This is a genomic window from Oceanobacillus sp. NCCP-135 (genome assembly GCF_059698015.1).
In genome coordinates, this window is record NZ_BAAKSZ010000003.1 from 37,575 (window position 1) to 56,566 (window position 18,992).

The following is an 18,992-nucleotide window of genomic DNA, read 5'->3' on the forward strand; positions in this document are numbered from 1 at the left end:
CTTATAAGTCAACCAATAAAAAATAATAGGGATCATTATTGCTTAAAGTATAGGAAAATAGAACTAGTTATTATATAATAAGAGTATAATAAAGGGCGTAGTTATATTAATAACAGTTATAAAAGAAAATTTTAAATGATGGGTGATAAAGTAATGAATAGAAAAGAAGAGCTGCATCATAAATTAAATAGCGTTTATTTTGATTTGCTGATTAATATTGGGATCTATCCATATGAACAATTTCTATCATTATTGACTAAAGAGCTTAAAATAGTATTAAACGCACGATATACAGCATTATACTTGTATGACAACTGGAGTAAAACATATCGTCTGCTAACAGATTCAACTGGTGCTGAGAAAATTTTACATAAACATGTAGTGTTAGAAAACGAGTCTTACAGTGAAGGTGATTTTTTACAGAAGCTGCCAAAAGGCATGGATGCACGTTTAATACCTTTGAGTCTAAAGCATGAGCCCAAAGGATTTTTATTTATATTGAATAAAGATTTTCAACCAGATGAATTGGTACATATCCTAAAAGAAGAAACGGAAAAATTACTTGCTATCATTCATCAATATCAGCTTAACGAAACTAATGATTTAAATAATCGATTATTATTTGCATTTGCTACAAAGGTTTATTCAACAACTAATCGAACAGATATCTTAAAGGAAATCATTGAGGTAATAAAAAACCGTTACCCTAAATTTACATTTAATCTCCTATTATCACAGGATAATGAAGCAGATAACGGATTGCCTATAGAAACAATTGAATACAGTGATGCCGCAACCAAACGTGTGGGTACACAGGCTTTTTTAACTGGTGTAATACAAATTGAGGATCGAGTGAAAGAAAAGCAGACCTGTATATATGCTCCATTATCTGGCAGGCAGGCGGTTTATGGGATTTTAAAGATAATGACATCGGATTTGACTGCATTTTCAGAGCAGGAAATAAAATTTATTGAAAAATTTGCTGAAACTGCCGGAAAAGCGATTGAAAACGCTACCCTGTACCAACATTCAGAACATCATGTATCTGATTTGAAACTAATTAATGAAACAACACATAAGCTGAATTCCAATTTAAAACTATCGCAAATTATGAAATTGGTTAGAAACCAAATTATGTGTTCATGCCATGCGTCGCAAGTAGGAATTATTTATTACAACGAGGAATCTAATCAGAAGTTTGAAGTCTTGACTGGAAGTACCGCCTATTTTAATACAAAAGATGGGCATTCATTTGTGAAACAATTATCTGAAACCAAAAGTTCAGAAGCCTTATTTAGTGGGAACTACAGAAGCAGTGAACCATATCCTTATCGTTCGGTTATGGCAATTCCAATGTGTCACACCGGTACAATCTATGGTTTAATTATTATCATGCATGAAGAGCCTTCCTTTTTTTCCTTTGAAAAATTTAAATTAATGCAATCACTTGTGCAACATTCTACATTGGCATTAATGAATACGGTTTTAAAAGATAAATTGGAAAAAGCAGTTATTACAGATTATCTTACACAGCTCTATTCAAGGAACTATTTAGAAGAAAAAATTAATCAGCATATGGAATTCGACGAAAATGGTGTACTTATATTATTTGATATTGATGACTTTAAGCAAGTTAATGATAGGTTTGGTCATCATGTTGGTGATCAAGTTATCATGCAGGTTGCTTCTATTATGAAGCAACATATTGAAAGTGAAGATACACCAGCACGATGGGGTGGAGAAGAATTAGCTATCTATTTACCTATGGCGACGATACAGGAAGGTGTTCAGATTGCAGGAATAATTCGGGAGCAAGTGGAGGAAAACACAGAACCAACTGTCACACTCTCCAGTGGTGTTTCTTCATGGATGAAAGAAGTACCAGATACAGTAAAGGATTTGTTTATTCGAACAGATAAAGCACTATATGAGGCTAAGAACACCGGAAAAAACAGTGTTGTACAAATATAATAACTAATTAAGAAGCGGCTAAAAAGGAAACTAACCGCTTCTTGATTAGTGCAAACATTCCTCTAATCCTTGAACAAATTTTTCAAGGTACTGCTGATCCGTTTCATCAAATCGATCTGTAATAGGACTATCAATATCCAATACTCCAAAAAGGCAGTCGTTGACTATTATAGGTACAACGATTTCTGATCTGCTTGCACTGTCACATGCAATATGACCAGGAAACTGCATCACATCACCTATAAGCTGTGTTTTTCGCTCTTTAACAGCAGTGCCGCATACACCTTTTCCATATGCTATTCTAATACATGCTGGTAATCCCTGAAATGGCCCTAATACTAATTCATCTTCTTTCCATAGATAAAATCCGACCCAATTAACCTTAGCTAAAAATTGGTTAAGCAATGCAGAAGCATTTGATAGAATAGCAATAGCGTCTGTTTCATCTTCACTTAAAGCATGTAATTGTTTAATAACGAGTTCATAATCCTTCGCCTTGTTTCCTGAGTACTCTTTCGTTTGAAACATATGGTATACCTCCAAAAAGTAAAAGTTTAAATAGTAATTTTCGACAATAAGTGTTTTATTTGTCGAGAAAAAAATGCAGGATAAATAATCTATGTGTCGTAATTGAGATATAAGGAGTTGAATATGATGAAAACAAAACCGTCTAAACAGAAAGTGATTGATGCTGCCTCCTCTTTGTTTTTTCAGAAAGGATTTCATGGAACATCTGTCCGAGATATCGCAGAAAAGGCAACCGTAAATGTATCACTGATCAGCTATTATTTCAAGGGCAAGCAAGGGCTCCTTGAGTATGCAGTTACACAGTACTATGAAGAATACCTAAAAACAATGGAAGAAACGTTGCAGCAATCTGAATCCTTACTTCCTTTGGAAAAATTAAAAAAACTGATTTTTTCTATTATATATTATAAACAAAGCAACCATCAATTTTCATGCTTTATTCATCGAGAATTATCTCTTGATTCTGTTTTTGTAAGAGAAATGGCTGTTACTTATTTAGCAAAAGAGAATCACTATGTGAGTAAAACATTTTTTAACACATTAAATAATAAGAAAAATAATGAAGAAAACCAATATTTATTGATGCAATTGAAAGGGATGTTAATTACACCATATATTTTACATAATGAATGGAAAAATTATGTGATAGGCGATTATTCACACAATATCTTTGTTACAAAATATGTAAAAACAATCCATCAATGGCTGGATTATATCGTTCTTCAAGAAAAGAAAATCGCAGAAACAAATAAGTAATCATAAAAATTTTGCCGAAACATTAATTTATTTGTATATTTTTAGCCAAAAGTGCTATTTACATGGTATTATAAATAATATATTTTAAAAAAATAAAAACAAAAGTGGAAGTGCCTGTTTCGCAACGTACGGTCATAGTCGTAGGAGATTCACTCCAACGTAGAAGATCCACGAAGCTTGTTCCTTTTTTTAGCGAAAGTCAAATGAAAAACGGCGAGAGCAGGGAGTCGATCTTGGTTTAGATTACAGAGCTTGAGGGAAATCTCACTTGGCTTTAACGTTGGAGCTGGACGTGGCTCACCTTGTTGTTAGCTTAATAGAGCCTTTCCCTTTTATACTCTTATAACCTAATTAAAAAATACCTGTCCTTCGATATATAGAAATATAGTGAGGAGGAATTCTATGGCATATATCATTGGAATTATATTAGTAATTATTGCATTAATAATTATTGGACTTATTTTACGAAAACGGGTATATGATGTTGTGGATAAATATGAAGCTTGGAAAATGGATATTATGGGTCGTAATATTGCGTCACAACTCGGGCGTATTAAAGCATTGAATTTATCTGGGGAAACTCAACTTAAGTTTGAAACATGGAAAGATCGTTGGGAATTTATAGTTACTAAAGAATTACCTGATATTGAGGAATATTTATTTGATGCAGAGGAAGCAGCTGATCGATATCGTTTTTCCAAGGCAAAGAAAACGTTGAATAAAACGGAGCAGGTTTTGCAATCAATCGAAAATGACATTGAAAAAATGCTGCAGGAACTTGATGAACTGATGGAATCAGAAGAAATTAGCCGCAAGGAAATAGAAGAGCTTGAACCAGCAATTAAAAGTTTACGTAAACAGCTGTCACAAAATCGTTATCAATACGGAAAAGCAGAATATCACTTTGATATAGAGCTAGATGAATTTGGCGAAAAGCTTAATAAGTACCATGAGTTAACAGAAGCTGGAGATTATACTGAAGCAAAGAAATTAGTAGATACACTGAAGGATGAGATAGTTGAGCTAAAGAATCAGATCGAAGAATTTCCGGAGCTTTATAAGTTGTGTAAACATGACTTACCAGCCCAACTGGATAATTTATCTGCAGGGCTGACAGGAATGAGAGAAGATGGATACCGGGTAGAGCATCTTTCCTTTGAAAAAGAAATTCGTACATATCAGGAACGATTGTTGGAAACAGTCACTTCATTGGAAAGTGGCGATATGTCAAATATTAATGGCCTAATTACGGATATTGAAGAAAGAATCAAAGAAATGTATCAACTTTTGGAAAAGGAAGCGATTGCGAAAAGTTACTTAGAAACGAAGGTACCTGTGTATCAAGAGAGTTTGCATGAATTAAGCAATAACTTCTATAATACAAAAGAAGAAGTAGAGAAATTAAGACAGGCTTACTATTTTGAAGATCGTGACATGGAAAGATATTTATCTTTGGAAAAGACCATTACCAATTTAAATACAAAATTGGAAGAACTTTCTCGTGATATTGAAAAGGAAGATACATCCCATTCTGAATTACGTGAACAGGTGGAGGTTGGTTTTCAGCAAATAGAGGACTTGCAGCAGAAACATGATGCGTTTAAAAAGCATATTCATAACTTGCGTAAGGATGAATTAGAGGCGAAAGATAAGCTAATTGAGATGAGAGATCAACTTCAAGATGTAAACCGTAAATTAAAGAAGAGTAATATACCTGGAGTTCCAAACTTTATTTGGAGTTTAATGGAAACAGCTTCGGAAAAAAACATGCGTGTCATTAAATCCCTGGAAAAGACACCTTTAGATATGGCAGAAGTTCAGCAGGCCTTAAGTAATGCAAATAATGCTGTTGCTCAAGCAATGGAACAAACGGATATGATGCTTGAACAGGCTTATTTAACGGAACAAGTTATCCAATATGCCAATCGATATCGCAGCCAATATCCAATTCTGGCAGCAAAACTTTCAGAATCAGAGCGGCTCTTTAGATCCTATGAGTATGAGCTATCTCTGGAACAGGCTGCAAAAGCTGTCGAGGAAATCGAACCTGGTGCACTAAAGCGTATTGAAGAATTTCAGGAAGTACTAAATTAAACATGAATACGTATTTGCCTAAGAAAGGATATTATATAATATCCTTTTCTTTATGAAGTTAGGAGTTAATTTATATGATATATTTAGATAATTGTGCAACAACTAAACCAAATCCTTCAGTATTTAAGAGCTTTGAACAAGTTACTGAAAGGTTTTTTGCCAATCCATCCTCCATCCATCAATTTGGTGGAGAAGCAGAGAGGCTGTTGGTAAAGGCTAGAAACCAGGCTGCTGAGATTCTTGGTGTCAGTCCAAACGAAATCATTTTTACTTCTGGTGGTACAGAAGGGAATAATATAGCTATTAAAGGAATCGCATTAGAACATCAAAACAGAGGAAAACATATTATAACAACCGAAATTGAACATCCATCTGTTTATGATGCGTGTAGTAGCTTAAAGGCATTAGGCTTTGATATTACCTATTTACCTGTTGATCATAATGGTGTCATATCATTAACGGATTTAAGTAATGCCATCCGAAAAGACACCATTTTAATTAGTATCATGCATGTAAATAATGAAATAGGTTCCATTCAACCGATCGAAGAAATTGGACAGATTGCTAAAGAACACCCGAAGCTCTTTTTTCACGTAGATGATGTGCAAGGACTGGGAAAGGTTCCACTACAACTTAAAAATAGTGGTATAGATTTATGTACATTTTCAGGACATAAAATACATGGACTAAAAGCTACTGGGATATTATACGTCAATAATCGGACAACTTTATTTCCGTTATTTCATGGCGGAAATCAAGAACACACTATTCGTTCCGGAACTGAAAATTTAGCTGGTGCTGTAGCCATGGTTAAGGCGTTGCGATTAATAAAAGAACGAGAGAAGCAAGAATTAAATAAGTTATACGAATTGAAAAACCACCTAATGGATGAAATGATCAAGCTCGAAGGTGTTGTGCTGAATACACCACTTCAAGCAGCTCCCCATATAATCAATTTCTCCATTCCAGGAGTTAAACCAGAGGTGATTATCCATATGCTTGGGGAGAAAGGTATCTATATTTCCACAAAATCCGCCTGTTCCTCTAAGCAAAAGGATGAAAGCAAAGTATTGGCTGCCTGTGGTTTTAAAAGGTGTCGATCCACCTCTGCACTTCGAGTTAGTTTGTCTTATGATAATTCAAAAGAAGAAATTATACACTTTTTAGCTGCTTTGAAAGAAGCAATTAAGCAATTTAATAACGTAATGGAGTAGATAATGATGCAATATGATCATATATTAATAAGATATGGAGAAATAGCATTAAAAGGCAAAAATATAAAAAAATTTATTTTGCAATTGCAGGAAAATATTCAGCATAAAATCAAAGAATTTCCAAATGCAAAAGTAAAACGCACACAGGGAAGAATGTTTGTTTTACTAAACGGTCATGATCCGGAACCGATAATGGAAAAATGTAAAGAGATTTTCGGTATTCAAAGCTTGAGTTTAGCAATAAAAGTAGAAAATAAAGTAGAAGCTATTAAAGAGGCGGCATTATATGCGTTGAATAATGGTGAAAATGTTCATAAGTTTAAAGTATCAGTGAAACGGATTAATAAAGATTTCCCGGTTCATTCCCAGGATATGAACCAGCTTTTAGGCGAATATTTACTGACAAATACAAATGATATTACGGTAGACGTTCATAACCCAGATTTGGAAGTTAAAGTGGAAATTAGACTGGAAGCTACTTATATCACATCAAACGTAATTGCAGGATTAGGTGGATTGCCTGTTGGGACAGCAGGTAAATCTTTACTATTATTATCTGGTGGAATTGACAGTCCGGTTGCAGGTTACCTGGCAATGAAGCGTGGGGTACAAATTGAGGCTATTCATTTTCATTCTCCGCCATTTACCAGTGACAGAGCCAAACAAAAGGTGCTTGATCTTGCCAAGCAGCTAACAAAATACGGCAGCTCCATAAAGATTCATATTGTCCCATTTACAAAGCTGCAACAGGAAATTTTTCGTGAAATACCTGATGGATACGCCATGACGATTATGCGGCGGATGATGATGCGAATAAGTGAAAAAGTTTGCAGAAAGGAATCGATTCTGTCAATGACAACTGGCGAAAATCTTGGACAGGTTGCCAGCCAGACAATGGAAAGCATGAATGCGATTAATGAGGTTACCAATTATCCAATTCTCCGTCCATTGATAACGATGGACAAAACGGATATTATAGAAATTTCTCAGGAAATAGAAACGTATGAAACATCCATCCTTCCATATGAAGATTGCTGCACCATTTTTGTTCCAAAATCACCAAAAACAAAACCAAAAAGGGACAAAGCAAACATATTTGAATCAAAAAAGGATTTTACTGATTTAATTGAAGGGGCTGTGGCTGGAATAGAAGTAGTGAAGGTTACAGATCAAAAGGATTTGGAAAATACATTGGAAGATTTACTATAAATTTTAACTTACACAAACTACCAGCTCATCGGATGAATGAATTCCCTTTCTGCTACACATTATAAGTGTACCAAGGAGGTGAACTAACATGGCAAATAACAATACAAACCAATTAGTAGTTCCTGGTGCTCAACAAGCTTTGGATCAAATGAAGTATGAAATTGCACAAGAATTTGGTGTGCAACTTGGGGCTGATACAACTTCCCGTGCAAATGGATCTGTTGGTGGAGAAATAACAAAACGCCTGGTTTCAATGGCTGAAGGTCAATTTGGCGGAATGCAATAACAAAAAAATAATAAAAATGGCTAAAGGGCTATTCCTGAGAAGGAGTAGTCCTTTTATAATAGCAATAATTCTTTCTTGATATATGTAATAGATAGGAGTAAAGTTTTCTATAAGAAGTTTGTGATAAGGGGAGTGTTTTGATGGGGACGCTTTGGTTTGGTGGTTTAATCTATACATTGGAAAATGCTCGGGAAGCGGTAGAAGCTGTCTATACGGAAAATGATGTAATTAAAGCAGTTGGTACATATGAAAAACTATACCATGAACATTATAAAAATATTGATAATGAAATGAATTTGCAGGGGAAAACGATGCTACCGGGATTGGTGGATAGTCATCTTCATATCATCGGACATGGTGAAAAATTGCTGCGATTAGACTTGTCGCAGATGAATTCTGCAGAGGAAGTAAAGGATGCATTACGTAATAGAACAGCCAACCTCGCTGATGGGGAGTGGTTAGTTGGTGAAGGTTGGAATGAAAATCAGTGGGATGATTCTTCAATCATACATAAATCGGAGTTGGATGAGATTTGTCCAAACAATCCGATCATGCTAACAAGAGTCTGCAGACATGCCCTTCTCACTAATTCAAAAGCAATGCAGATTTCCAATATTGATAAACATACTACAGATCCTAAAGGGGGGATTATTGTTCGTGATAAGCAAGGGGAGACAACTGGCTATTTCCTGGACACTGCTCAAGAGTTAATCAAACGGGCGATGCCTGCTGTATCACAACATTATTTAGAGCAAGTGATTAAAATTGCTGTCGATGATTTAATATCTAAAGGTTTAGTGGGCGGACATAGTGAAGATCTATATTATTATGGTGGTTTTCACAAAACGTATCATGCTTTTAAAAATGTACTCGACTGTGATAAAAATTTTAAAGCACATTTGCTTGTTCACCACGAAGTGATGGAAGATATGATACATGAAAATTTAGGCTATTTAGATGGTACAGCAAATGTTGAATTAGGTGCAGTGAAGATTTTCGCTGATGGAGCGCTCGGTGGGAGGACAGCTTGGTTAACAGAGGAATATTCTGACGATAGTGGGAATAAAGGTGTGGCTATTCACAGCAAAGAAACGCTGGAACATCTAGTGAAATCTGCCAGACAATATGGACTACCAATTGCGGTTCATGCAATTGGTGACAGGGCAGTTGATGAAATTGCAAAAGTAATAAAAAAGTATCCATTAACAAACGATGCTAGAGACCGAATTATTCACGGGCAAATTTTAAACAATCAATCTTTGCAAATACTTCAAGAGCTCCCTATAGTTGTTGACATACAGCCCTCATTTGTACCATCAGATTTCCCTTGGGTTATCGATCGTATTGGTGAAAACAGACTTCCATTAGCTTATGCTTGGAAAACATTGTTGGATAACAATGTACATTGTGCTGGCGGATCTGATGCCCCAATTGAGGAAGTTAGTCCACTATTGGGAATACAAGCAGCGATTGAACGAAAGTCTTCCTTAGATGGCGAAATTTATAATGAAAATGAAAGATTATCTATATACGAAGCAATTCAGTTATATACAAGCGGTAGTGCCTATGCTATAAAACAGGAGTATGAAAGAGGGTTAATTGCAAAAGGGTTTAAAGCTGATTTCACAATTTTGGATGAAGATATATTTAAAGTGGGGATAGATAAAATACATGAAATTGATGTTGCAATAACCGTTGTTGATGGTAATATAGTATTTGAAAAAAATCCTTCTCAGAGCTAAATGAGGAGGATTTTTTTCAGTTTATAAGAATGTTCGTTTTACACGATCCCAGTAGGAGTTGTCTTTTAGTTTGACCGTTTTAATAACTTTATTACTTAGGGTTACCGTAATGTCCTTAATATTTCTAATTGAATAAGCCTCGTTATCCAACCCGATAATTGGATAATCATTTCCATCCTGTGCGATATTTAAAGTTAATTTTCTGTTTTGATTGAGTACAAATGATGAACCAAGTGTACGGTAACGATTATTATTTATAGATGCTAGTTCAGATACTTGGAAACAAGGAATTTTCGGATCAATTACAGCACCATTTATTGATTTATTATATCCTGTACTCCCGGTTGGTGTTGCAACAATTAGCCCATCACCACGAAATGTTTCAAAGTGCATATCATCAATATACACATCAATTACAATCGATTTAATGATGGTTGATCTTACACTTATTTCATTAATACAGTCAAATGATGTTCCCCCATTAACCTGTACATTAATAACTGGAAATCGTCTAACTTCCAATTCTGCATGAACCATAGTATGGACCATCTCTTCAAAATTGTCTAAATTGAAATCGCAATACAGTCCTGATTCATTGGAACGAGTGATCCCTGTATATAAACAGTCTTGACGAAAGCCTGTTTTCCTTACAGCCTGAAGGAATGCGCCATCACCTCCAACACTTACAATAATACTTGCATCTTTATGTTCATCTACAATTGAAAAATTGTTTTCCCTTGCTAAATTATATAATGGCTGCAGTTTCTTTTGAATTTCTGTATTTTCCTGATAATAAAAATATATATTTTTTCGATCTGGCATTTAAATACACCTCCATTGATAATAAAATCAGCTTTATTTTATCATTTTCTTGCATTGATAGGAAAATATAACTCTTTTAGGTAAACGGTATAAGTGCGAGCTTTGCACTCAGGTATATGGGTTTCTAAGACATCTTTCAAAGTATTCTTTAAATGATAAGCCGATTTTTCTACTAGCCACTAAGAGAAAGAAGAAAAATACAGACTAAAAAATGGAAATTTAAGCAAACTAATATAAGGAGGTGTTATACATGCTATGGATCTTTCTTGTTACAGTAAGTTTAATCTTTATTTTATTTTTGCGAATTTATATTACTTGTCATTATAAATACACACAAAATATAAATATGCTATTCATTTCGGTATCCATCTTCCAAATAAAACTATTTAAGAAAAATATCAATATGATAGATGAATACAATGAAAAAGGCGTGTTTGATGATGTAACATTCGACTCTTTTTCCATCAAAATTAAGCATTTGATAGTGCAAATCCAAGTTTTAAAACAAACAGCAGATTTGTTGTTGAAAAATCTGCAAATACATAAGCTGAAATGGATTACAAGTGGTGGTACCGGAAATGCGGCTACAACTGGAATTGCAAGTGGAGGAGTATGGACATTTAAAGGAATACTGATCGGGTTTTTAGCAGAAAAAAGCCTGTTGAGATGTAAGCCAATGATAAATATCATTCCTCATTTTCAGGCGAATTACATTCAATCAAATTTCGATTGTATTGTATCGATTAGATTAGGACAAGCTATATACGCACTTCTTAAAGTGATGCGGTTCAGCAAAATAAAAGAAAAAGCATTTATATAGGAGGATTATAATGGAAGAACATCCAATCCAAGGTTTAATGACAACGGCAATGGAAAATTTAAAAGATATGATTGAAGTGAATACAATCATTGGGGATCCAGTTGAATCTCCTGATGGCAGTGTAATTATACCTGTATCTAAGTTGGGATTCGGCTTTGCTGCAGGTGGAAGCGAATTTAATGCCAGTAGCAATCAAGGGGATTCAGAAGCAACATTACCATTTGGTGGAGGTAGTGGTGGTGGGGTATCCATTACACCAGTTGCATTCTTAATTGTAAGTGAACAAGGAATAAAAATGGTTCACTTGGATCAAAACACACATATCTATGAAAAAATGCTTGACTTTGCTCCACAAGTTGTTGAAAAAGTACAACAAATTATTAAAGAATCCGGACAAAGTAATCAGCCAAAGCATCAGGAAAAAGAAAAAAAACAACAGAAGCCCCAGACACAATATGATATTTAATTTTAGTTATGTTTAGAAATGTAGATAAGAGGTATAGTAAATCATTCACTGTTCACAAATTTGTTTATATTTCTTTAGCCCGTTTTGATGGACAAATCGCTATAAACTAATCATAATTAAAGGATAGAATATATGGAGGAGGAATGATTCATGGCTAATGTAACATTCCATCAAGAGCCAGTCACATTACAGGGTAAAGAAATAAAAGTGGGGGATCAAGCACCTGATTTCACTGTGCTATCTAATGATCTTAAAGAAGTAACACTAGATGATTACAAAGGAAAAGTGAAATTAATCAGTGTAGTACCTTCCATCGATACAGGGGTTTGTTCAGAACAGACTAAACGATTTAATGAAGAAGCAGACAAACTTAAAAATGTACATGTACTAACTATCAGCATGGATTTACCATTTGCCCAAACTCGTTGGTGTGCTGCGAATGGGATTAAAAAGCTTGATATTCTGTCCGATCATCGTGATGCAGATTTCGGTGAAAAATATGGCGTTTTAATCAAAGAATTACGATTGCTGTCCAGGTCTATTTTTGTAGTGGATTCCAATGATAAGGTGACGTATGTTGAATATGTTAGTGAAGTGACCAATCATCCGAATTATGATAAAGCTCTGGATGCCGCCGGATCTGCTGAATAATTTAAATATCGTAAAGAATCTCTCTCGTTTTTGGGGAGAGATTTTTACTGTCTCATAATCCTCGTTAGAAGATAGCTTTACTTTGTACATATACTGATTGACTTTGCTACAATGGATTCGCTTTGGAAGGATAGAATGGAGGATTATAAATGAAAAAATCAAATGTTGAAATATTATATGAATGGATCGACAATACAACGCAAATAATACAACAACATGAAAATGAACCCTATTTAGATAGTTTGGCAATTACAATGGAAACACTATTTTATCAAGCTGCTTCAGATGAAATAGATGAACTTTTATCACATAAATTACAAAACGCTTTAGCAGAAATTGATTTTACTGGTTATACGACTGATGAAATTCGTAAAGCAGTCCAATTAGCAACCCTGAAAGGTATGAAGGATTCTACACAGCAACAGCATTTAATGACTCCAGAAACAGTAGCATTATTAGTTGGCTATCTTGCAGACAAAGTAACAAAAGGGAAAGAACGGATAAGCATATTTGACCCAGCTTCTGGAACTGGCAATCTAATAACTACAGTTTTAGGTCAATTCAAGCAGGATACAGAAGCTTTTGCCAGTGAAGTTGACCCTACATTAATAAAATTGTCTGTGCTAAATGCAAATCTGCAAAAGAAAAATATAGAGTTCTTCCATCAGGATAGTTTACGCCCGTTTTTATTAGATCCGGTCGATTTAGTTGTTGCCGATTTACCAGTTGGCTATTATCCAGATGAGATCCGTGCTAATGATTTTGAACTGAAAGCAGATGAAGGGCATTCTTATGCGCATCATCTATTTATTGAACAAAGTATGAATTATACAAAAGATGGTGGCTACTTAATATTTGTCATACCAGACTTTTTATTTGATAGTGATCAATCAGATAAACTCCACAGCTACATACAGGCATATGCACATATTGTTGGGGTTCTACGATTGCCTGAATCGGCGTTTAAATCAGAAAAAAATATAAAAAGTATTCTTCTCCTGCAAAAAAAAGGACAGGGTACGAGTGCGCCGAAACAGCCATTACTTGTAAAAATGCCATCATTTAAAAATACGAATGGTATGGAAGATATTTTAAGTCAAATGAATGCATGGTTTGCAAATTATAATAAATAAAGGTAGGAGTTGTACATCCATGAATAATGTATTAGCTATTAATGCTGGTAGTTCATCCTTGAAATTCCAATTAATCCTGATGCCGGAAGAAAAAGTGCTGGCAAAGGGATTAGTAGAGCGCATTGGATTAAACGAATCTGTTTTTACGTTAGAAGTAAATAATAATAAAGCTATATTTCCAGGGGATATCCCGAATCATGAAGAGGCAGTTAAAAAGTTGCTTGAAGCATTGACCACTTCTGGTGTGATACAATCGCTGGGGGAAATAGACGCAGTTGGCCATCGAGTTGTCCATGGAGGGGAATATTTCAGTGATGCGGTAAAACTCAGTGATGACGTAATTCAAACCATTGATAAAGTGTCTGAATTGGCACCATTGCATAATCCAGCAAATCTTACCGGAATAAATGCCTTTCGGGAAATTTTGCCAAATGTACCAATGGTTGCTGTGTTTGATACTGCTTTTCACCAAACCATGCCTGAGTCATCCTATCTATACAGTTTACCATATGAATATTATCAGAAGTATGGAATTCGCAAATATGGATTTCATGGTACTTCACATAAATATGTTTCTCAACGTGCAGCAGAACTGATGGGGGTACCAGTAAATCAATTACGGTTAATTTCATGTCATTTGGGGAATGGTGCAAGCATTGCGGCAATTAAAAATGGCGAGTCAATCGATACATCTATGGGATTCACACCTCTTGCGGGGGTAACCATGGGGACACGCTCAGGAAATATAGATCCTGCTTTAATTCCCTACATCATGGAGAGAACCGGCAAATCAGCTGAAGAAGTTGTTAACGTATTAAATGAAAAAAGCGGAATGCTTGCATTATCAGGGTTTTCAAGTGATTTACGGGATATTGAGCAGCAAGCAGGGGAAAATGAACGTGCTGAACTCGCATTAGATGTATTTGCGGGGAGAATCCATAAATATCTAGGTTCCTATGCTGCAAAAATGTCAGGTGTTGATGCTATTATTTTCACAGCTGGAGTTGGTGAAAATAGTGATACTATCAGAAAGAAAGTATTAACAGGGATGGAATTTATGGGGGTTTATTTTGATCCTGCTTTAAATAAAGTCCGCGGCAAAGAACAATTTATTAACTATCCGCATTCCCCGGTAAAAGTTATCGTTATCCCGACAAACGAAGAAGTAATGATTGCAAGGGATACTGTAAGATTGACACAGTAGTATTGTTTTAGAAAAAAAGGTTTTGATGTGGTTAACCATAACAGTTTTTAGATTAGGTATACTTTATAAAAGGAGGTAAACCTATGTCCATTGAAGAACATAAGAAAGATATAAGGTCTGTTAATTGTATGATCATAACCATTAGTGATACTCGGACAGAAAAGACAGATAAAAGTGGTGAACTGATGAAGCAATTACTAGAAGAATCAGGCCACCAGGTAAAATTCAAAGAAATTATTAAAGATGATGAAACAGCGATCAGGACAATGATTGATGCGGGTTGTGAAAATCCTGATATTGATGTACTTTTGACAAATGGTGGAACTGGTATAGCCTTTCGTGATCTTACCATTGAAACAGTCGAAAAAATGTTTCATAAAAAAATGCCAGGGTTTGGAGAAATTTTTAGGGTGTTAAGCTATCAGGAGGATATTGGATCTGCAGCAATACTATCAAGGGCAACCGCAGGTATACGAAATCATACGGCGATATTTTCTACACCTGGTTCCTCTGGGGCAGTGAAACTTGCGATGAAAAAGTTGATCTTACCAGAATTATCCCATATTGTTTATGAACTTCAAAAAGATATAGAAACAGAACAAAAATAGCGCTTCTTTCATAGAAGCGCTATTTTTTATCTTATGAATTAACGTACGACTAACACATCACATTTCGCATATCTTGTAATACTTTCTGAAACACTACCGATTAAAAATCGCTCTACTGCATTCATTCCAGTTGCTCCGCAAATGATCAAATCCGCATCAAAACCTTTCGCAATATCTTTGGCGATTTTTACTTTTGGGGAACCATATTCTACACACCTAACTAAATCGTTAACCCCTGCTTCTTTTGCATTATCAACATATGTGTCAAGGAGTTCTTTTGCATACTCTTCTGCACGCTCAGCAAGTGTGCGGTCATACGCTTCAGCAGTAGCAAATGTACGGGAATCAACGACATGGGATAGAATAAGTCGGGCATTATTGCGTTTTGCGATAGCTAAAGACTTTTCGAAAGCCTTTTCAGATGCTTGGGAACCATCTACTGCAACAACAATATTTTTATATTCCATTTTTATCTCCCCTTTCACTTTAATTATATACCCTAATTTATATTGCAACAATCAAAATTTAGAAGAATTAGTTAAATCATTGTTACAAAATATTGGACATACTAAAAAGGGAGGTGATATTTTTGACGAAAAAGCAAAAGAAAAATTTTGCCCAAGAACTTTTTGAAGATGAAAAAGGTGTGGACGCTGTTCAAAATCAGTTATTTGAAAGCTATCAAAGCGGTGTAGTCGAGGATCAGCTGCACAATAATAAAGCAATACACAAATACAATAACCAAAAAAATTAAGTGATGACTCATCCATCTCAGGGTCTCTGGGATGGATGATTATAGATATATAGGTATTGATGTCTTACATCTAATGTTAATGGGAAAAGATATCCTAGAAGATACACTTTTTCCAACATCTCTAACCCCTTTTGATAATTCATTTATACTTCCGATCGTATTTTTGTCATGAAAACAGATCCTCTTTTTTAACTCCATCAGCTTCTGTTGTATAAATCCTAGGTTTTAATCATATAGTACAGGTCTGCATGGAGAGAATCATTATAACAGATTAAATTTTAGTAATAAATTTATATTTTCTTGAAACTTTTCTGGAGAATATTCGTACTACATAGTAGGTATCTATTCAAAATTAGAGGAGGATTGGACATGTTTAAATTTTTTAAACGGATAAAAACAGTTGTAGGTTCTGAATTAAATGCAATGTTGGACAAAGCTGAAGATCCTGTCAAAATGTTGGATCAGTTCATGCGTGATATGGAAGAAGATATTAGAGATGCAGAGGGAGCGGTTGCGAAACAAATCGCTAATGAAAAAATGCTTAAACGAAAAGCAAATGATGCTGAGGCAATGATAGATAAAAGACAAAAGCAAGCAGAGCAAGCGATTGAAGCTGGAGATGACAACCTTGCAAGACGTGCCCTTGAGGATAAACAGGACCATGCAAAACAAGCGGAAGTGTTAAATGAATCATGGGCAAAAGCGAAAAGTGATTCTACTGAAATAAACGAGAAATTAGACGAAATGAAAAAAGAATATAATCAAATGAAATTGAGAAAAGATTCATTAAAAGCACGTGCAGAGACTGCTAAAACAAAAACGAAAATGAATCGAACCATGTCATCAGTAGGTGGTGATGAATCTAAACAAGGCTTTGAACGAATGGAAGAAAAGGTTTTACAATTTGAAGCCGAGGCAGAAACGTCAGAGGATCTCAAGCAATCATCCCGCACGCTGGAAGATGAATTTAAACAACTTGAGGAAAGCAGTGTGGATAAAGAATTAGCTGCATTAAAAGAGAAAATGAATAAGTAATTTGCAGATCGGGTAGAGGATATAGAATACTCATATATGGGAACAATCTTGTATGTGGGTAAATAGTTAATGTGAGGAGAGATTAAAGTGAAAGTATCTTATCATGGACATTCTGTTGTAAAAGTTGAAACAGAAACGCATAAAATATTAATTGATCCATTTATTTCGGGAAACGATACATGTGATTTAGATGCAAATACGGTTGAAGCAGATGTTATATTATTAACACATGCGCATAATGATCATGTCGGTGATACGGAGGAAATTGCAAAGCGAAATGATTCTTTAGTCGTTGCACCGAATGAGTTAGCCAATTACTTAGGAACAAAAGGATTAAATACACATCCCATGCATATTGGTGGTGCACATCATTTTGCATTTGGCCGTGTGAAATTCACCCAAGCTTTTCATGGGTCTTCTTTTATAGAAGAAGATGGCACAATGATCTATGGTGGTATGCCTGGGGGAATTTTGCTGACGGTTGAAGGGAAGACGATTTACCATGTTGGTGATACTGCATTGTTCACCGATTTGAAAATGTATGGGGAAATGAATCAAATTGATATTGCCTTCGTTCCAATTGGTGATAACTTTACAATGGGACCAGAAGATGCGCTGATTGCTGCTGACTGGATTAAGGCGAAGATTGTAGTGCCTGTGCATTATAATACGTTTCCGGTTGTTGAGCAGGATGCACAAGGCTGGGCAAAGAAAGTTAAGACTGGTGAAGGTAAAGCGATGAGGATTGGGGAAGAACTGGAATTGTAAAACAAAAGGAGCAGCAGGAATGCTGCTCCTTTTGATGACTTCAAGGTTTATACTGTTGTCCCTGTACAATAATCCTCGCACCTTTGTGTAGGTCGACCTCAGTAAAAATTGCACTACCTTTAATATCAATCAAACTATCTTTTTTTAATTTTACTCTTTGATTAAATGTAGCTGCTCCCTTTATCTGTAATTTGGTGTTTTTAGCAATTTCAATTCCCTTTCCAAAATAAGCAGATCCTACTATTTCCAATATTATCCCGTCATGTTGCAGGGAAAAGGGATAATTTGTAGACAGGGCTCCTCTTACAATATATTTGTCATTAGGGCAGACATCTTTCATTAATTTCGCCTTTTTATTTAATAAAACAGCACCATTCGTTACGCAAGCAAGTTCGGAGTAATTACCTTCGTCTTCTCCATCATCTCCACTGCAATCATTTTCTTCGCATTCTGTTTCTTTTTCTAGAGTAACTTCATATACTTCTCTTCCTGTCCAGGTGGTTTTTAGATGAAAATTTTGATCTTCCTTGCTATTCGCAAACCTAATATCCAGTTTCATCGGTTTTTCATTGTCCACGCCAATAACACAGTTTCCAGTAGACAGCTGTTTTTCATCACCATTTACGATCTGATAGTCTGTTATTTTTATGTCCTTATCTGGTGAAAAACAAATTTCGTTCTTCCCTTCATAAAACCGGCTTCTTAGCTCGCTAGTCAGTACATTGATTTCTTGCTTAAGGTTAATGGATGCACTTGTATTTTGCTCACTTCCTATAAGCTGCATAATGATACCGGAAGATAGAGCAATTACAAGGCTAAATAATCCAAGAGCTGCCAGTAGCTCTACTAATGTTAGGCCTTTTTCATTATGAAACAGTCTAATTTTCATAGATACACATCCTGTAAAATGGTATAATAGGAAAAAAGTCAC

General features: G+C 35.2%; 20 protein-coding genes. 16 read left to right on the forward strand and 4 right to left on the reverse strand.

Annotated features, from left to right (window positions below; genetic code table 11):
* Positions 1-153: 153 nt before the first annotated feature.
* Complete coding sequence (locus tag AC6HVZ_RS03000; protein ID WP_497556652.1) at positions 154-1,971, forward strand: sensor domain-containing diguanylate cyclase; 1,818 nt, start codon at positions 154-156, stop codon at positions 1,969-1,971.
* A gap of 45 nt (positions 1,972-2,016) precedes the next feature.
* Here the strand turns inward: AC6HVZ_RS03000 and AC6HVZ_RS03005 are convergent, their stop codons facing one another.
* The gene (locus tag AC6HVZ_RS03005) at positions 2,017-2,499 is read right to left on the reverse strand and encodes a GAF domain-containing protein (RefSeq protein ID WP_497556653.1); all 483 of its coding nucleotides are present in this window, start codon (positions 2,497-2,499) and stop codon (positions 2,017-2,019) included.
* 126 nt (positions 2,500-2,625) lie between these two features.
* Between AC6HVZ_RS03005 and refZ the strand changes: the two genes are divergently transcribed.
* The 6 genes from refZ to AC6HVZ_RS03035 all read left to right on the forward strand — a co-directional run bounded on the left by refZ (position 2,626) and on the right by AC6HVZ_RS03035 (position 9,800).
* On the forward strand, positions 2,626-3,255 hold the full coding sequence (gene refZ, locus AC6HVZ_RS03010; RefSeq protein WP_497556654.1) for a forespore capture DNA-binding protein RefZ: 630 nt from the start codon (positions 2,626-2,628) through the stop codon (positions 3,253-3,255).
* A 402-nt stretch (positions 3,256-3,657) separates the two neighbouring features.
* Positions 3,658-5,349 (forward strand): septation ring formation regulator EzrA, encoded by a 1,692-nt coding sequence (gene ezrA / locus AC6HVZ_RS03015; RefSeq protein ID WP_497556655.1) that lies wholly within the window; start codon positions 3,658-3,660, stop codon positions 5,347-5,349.
* A 74-nt stretch (positions 5,350-5,423) separates the two neighbouring features.
* On the forward strand, positions 5,424-6,563 hold the full coding sequence (locus AC6HVZ_RS03020) for a cysteine desulfurase family protein (protein WP_497556656.1): 1,140 nt from the start codon (positions 5,424-5,426) through the stop codon (positions 6,561-6,563).
* 6 nt (positions 6,564-6,569) lie between these two features.
* Positions 6,570-7,772, forward strand: coding sequence for a tRNA uracil 4-sulfurtransferase ThiI (gene thiI / locus AC6HVZ_RS03025; RefSeq protein WP_497556657.1), 1,203 nt, complete (start codon positions 6,570-6,572; stop codon positions 7,770-7,772).
* 88 nt (positions 7,773-7,860) lie between these two features.
* Complete coding sequence (locus tag AC6HVZ_RS03030; protein WP_497556658.1) at positions 7,861-8,058, forward strand: alpha/beta-type small acid-soluble spore protein; 198 nt, start codon at positions 7,861-7,863, stop codon at positions 8,056-8,058.
* A gap of 140 nt (positions 8,059-8,198) precedes the next feature.
* Positions 8,199-9,800 (forward strand): amidohydrolase, encoded by a 1,602-nt coding sequence (locus tag AC6HVZ_RS03035; RefSeq protein WP_497556659.1) that lies wholly within the window; start codon positions 8,199-8,201, stop codon positions 9,798-9,800.
* 21 nt (positions 9,801-9,821) lie between these two features.
* Here AC6HVZ_RS03035 and AC6HVZ_RS03040 read toward each other — a convergent pair whose 3' ends face one another.
* Positions 9,822-10,622, reverse strand: coding sequence for an NAD kinase (locus tag AC6HVZ_RS03040; RefSeq protein ID WP_497556660.1), 801 nt, complete (start codon positions 10,620-10,622; stop codon positions 9,822-9,824).
* A 250-nt stretch (positions 10,623-10,872) separates the two neighbouring features.
* On the opposite strand from AC6HVZ_RS03040, the gene AC6HVZ_RS03045 reads away from it, so the two are divergent.
* The 6 genes from AC6HVZ_RS03045 to AC6HVZ_RS03070 all read left to right on the forward strand — a co-directional run bounded on the left by AC6HVZ_RS03045 (position 10,873) and on the right by AC6HVZ_RS03070 (position 15,504).
* On the forward strand, positions 10,873-11,442 hold the full coding sequence (locus tag AC6HVZ_RS03045) for a DUF2953 domain-containing protein (protein ID WP_497556661.1): 570 nt from the start codon (positions 10,873-10,875) through the stop codon (positions 11,440-11,442).
* A 10-nt stretch (positions 11,443-11,452) separates the two neighbouring features.
* Positions 11,453-11,908, forward strand: coding sequence for a GerW family sporulation protein (gene ytfJ / locus AC6HVZ_RS03050; RefSeq protein ID WP_497556662.1), 456 nt, complete (start codon positions 11,453-11,455; stop codon positions 11,906-11,908).
* A 150-nt stretch (positions 11,909-12,058) separates the two neighbouring features.
* The gene (gene tpx, locus AC6HVZ_RS03055) at positions 12,059-12,559 is read left to right on the forward strand and encodes a thiol peroxidase (protein WP_497556663.1); all 501 of its coding nucleotides are present in this window, start codon (positions 12,059-12,061) and stop codon (positions 12,557-12,559) included.
* Positions 12,560-12,708: 149 nt separating this feature from the next.
* Positions 12,709-13,692, forward strand: coding sequence for a class I SAM-dependent methyltransferase (locus tag AC6HVZ_RS03060; protein WP_497556664.1), 984 nt, complete (start codon positions 12,709-12,711; stop codon positions 13,690-13,692).
* A gap of 19 nt (positions 13,693-13,711) precedes the next feature.
* Entirely contained in the window at positions 13,712-14,896 is a 1,185-nt protein-coding gene (locus AC6HVZ_RS03065) for an acetate kinase (protein ID WP_497556665.1), read from the forward strand.
* A gap of 83 nt (positions 14,897-14,979) precedes the next feature.
* Positions 14,980-15,504, forward strand: coding sequence for a MogA/MoaB family molybdenum cofactor biosynthesis protein (locus tag AC6HVZ_RS03070; RefSeq protein ID WP_497556666.1), 525 nt, complete (start codon positions 14,980-14,982; stop codon positions 15,502-15,504).
* 38 nt (positions 15,505-15,542) lie between these two features.
* Here the strand turns inward: AC6HVZ_RS03070 and AC6HVZ_RS03075 are convergent, their stop codons facing one another.
* A complete protein-coding gene (locus AC6HVZ_RS03075; RefSeq protein WP_497556667.1) occupies positions 15,543-15,971 on the reverse strand; it encodes a universal stress protein in 429 nt (142 codons plus the stop codon).
* A gap of 122 nt (positions 15,972-16,093) precedes the next feature.
* Between AC6HVZ_RS03075 and AC6HVZ_RS03080 the strand changes: the two genes are divergently transcribed.
* The 3 genes from AC6HVZ_RS03080 to AC6HVZ_RS03090 all read left to right on the forward strand — a co-directional run bounded on the left by AC6HVZ_RS03080 (position 16,094) and on the right by AC6HVZ_RS03090 (position 18,061).
* On the forward strand, positions 16,094-16,258 hold the full coding sequence (locus tag AC6HVZ_RS03080; protein ID WP_497556822.1) for a hypothetical protein: 165 nt from the start codon (positions 16,094-16,096) through the stop codon (positions 16,256-16,258).
* A 369-nt stretch (positions 16,259-16,627) separates the two neighbouring features.
* The gene (locus AC6HVZ_RS03085; RefSeq protein WP_497556668.1) at positions 16,628-17,293 is read left to right on the forward strand and encodes a PspA/IM30 family protein; all 666 of its coding nucleotides are present in this window, start codon (positions 16,628-16,630) and stop codon (positions 17,291-17,293) included.
* A gap of 87 nt (positions 17,294-17,380) precedes the next feature.
* Complete coding sequence (locus tag AC6HVZ_RS03090; RefSeq protein WP_497556669.1) at positions 17,381-18,061, forward strand: metal-dependent hydrolase; 681 nt, start codon at positions 17,381-17,383, stop codon at positions 18,059-18,061.
* Positions 18,062-18,101: 40 nt separating this feature from the next.
* Here the strand turns inward: AC6HVZ_RS03090 and AC6HVZ_RS03095 are convergent, their stop codons facing one another.
* Positions 18,102-18,950: a PulJ/GspJ family protein gene (locus tag AC6HVZ_RS03095; protein ID WP_497556670.1), complete on the reverse strand. Its 849-nt coding sequence runs from the start codon at positions 18,948-18,950 to the stop codon at positions 18,102-18,104.
* Positions 18,951-18,992: the final 42 nt, after the last annotated feature.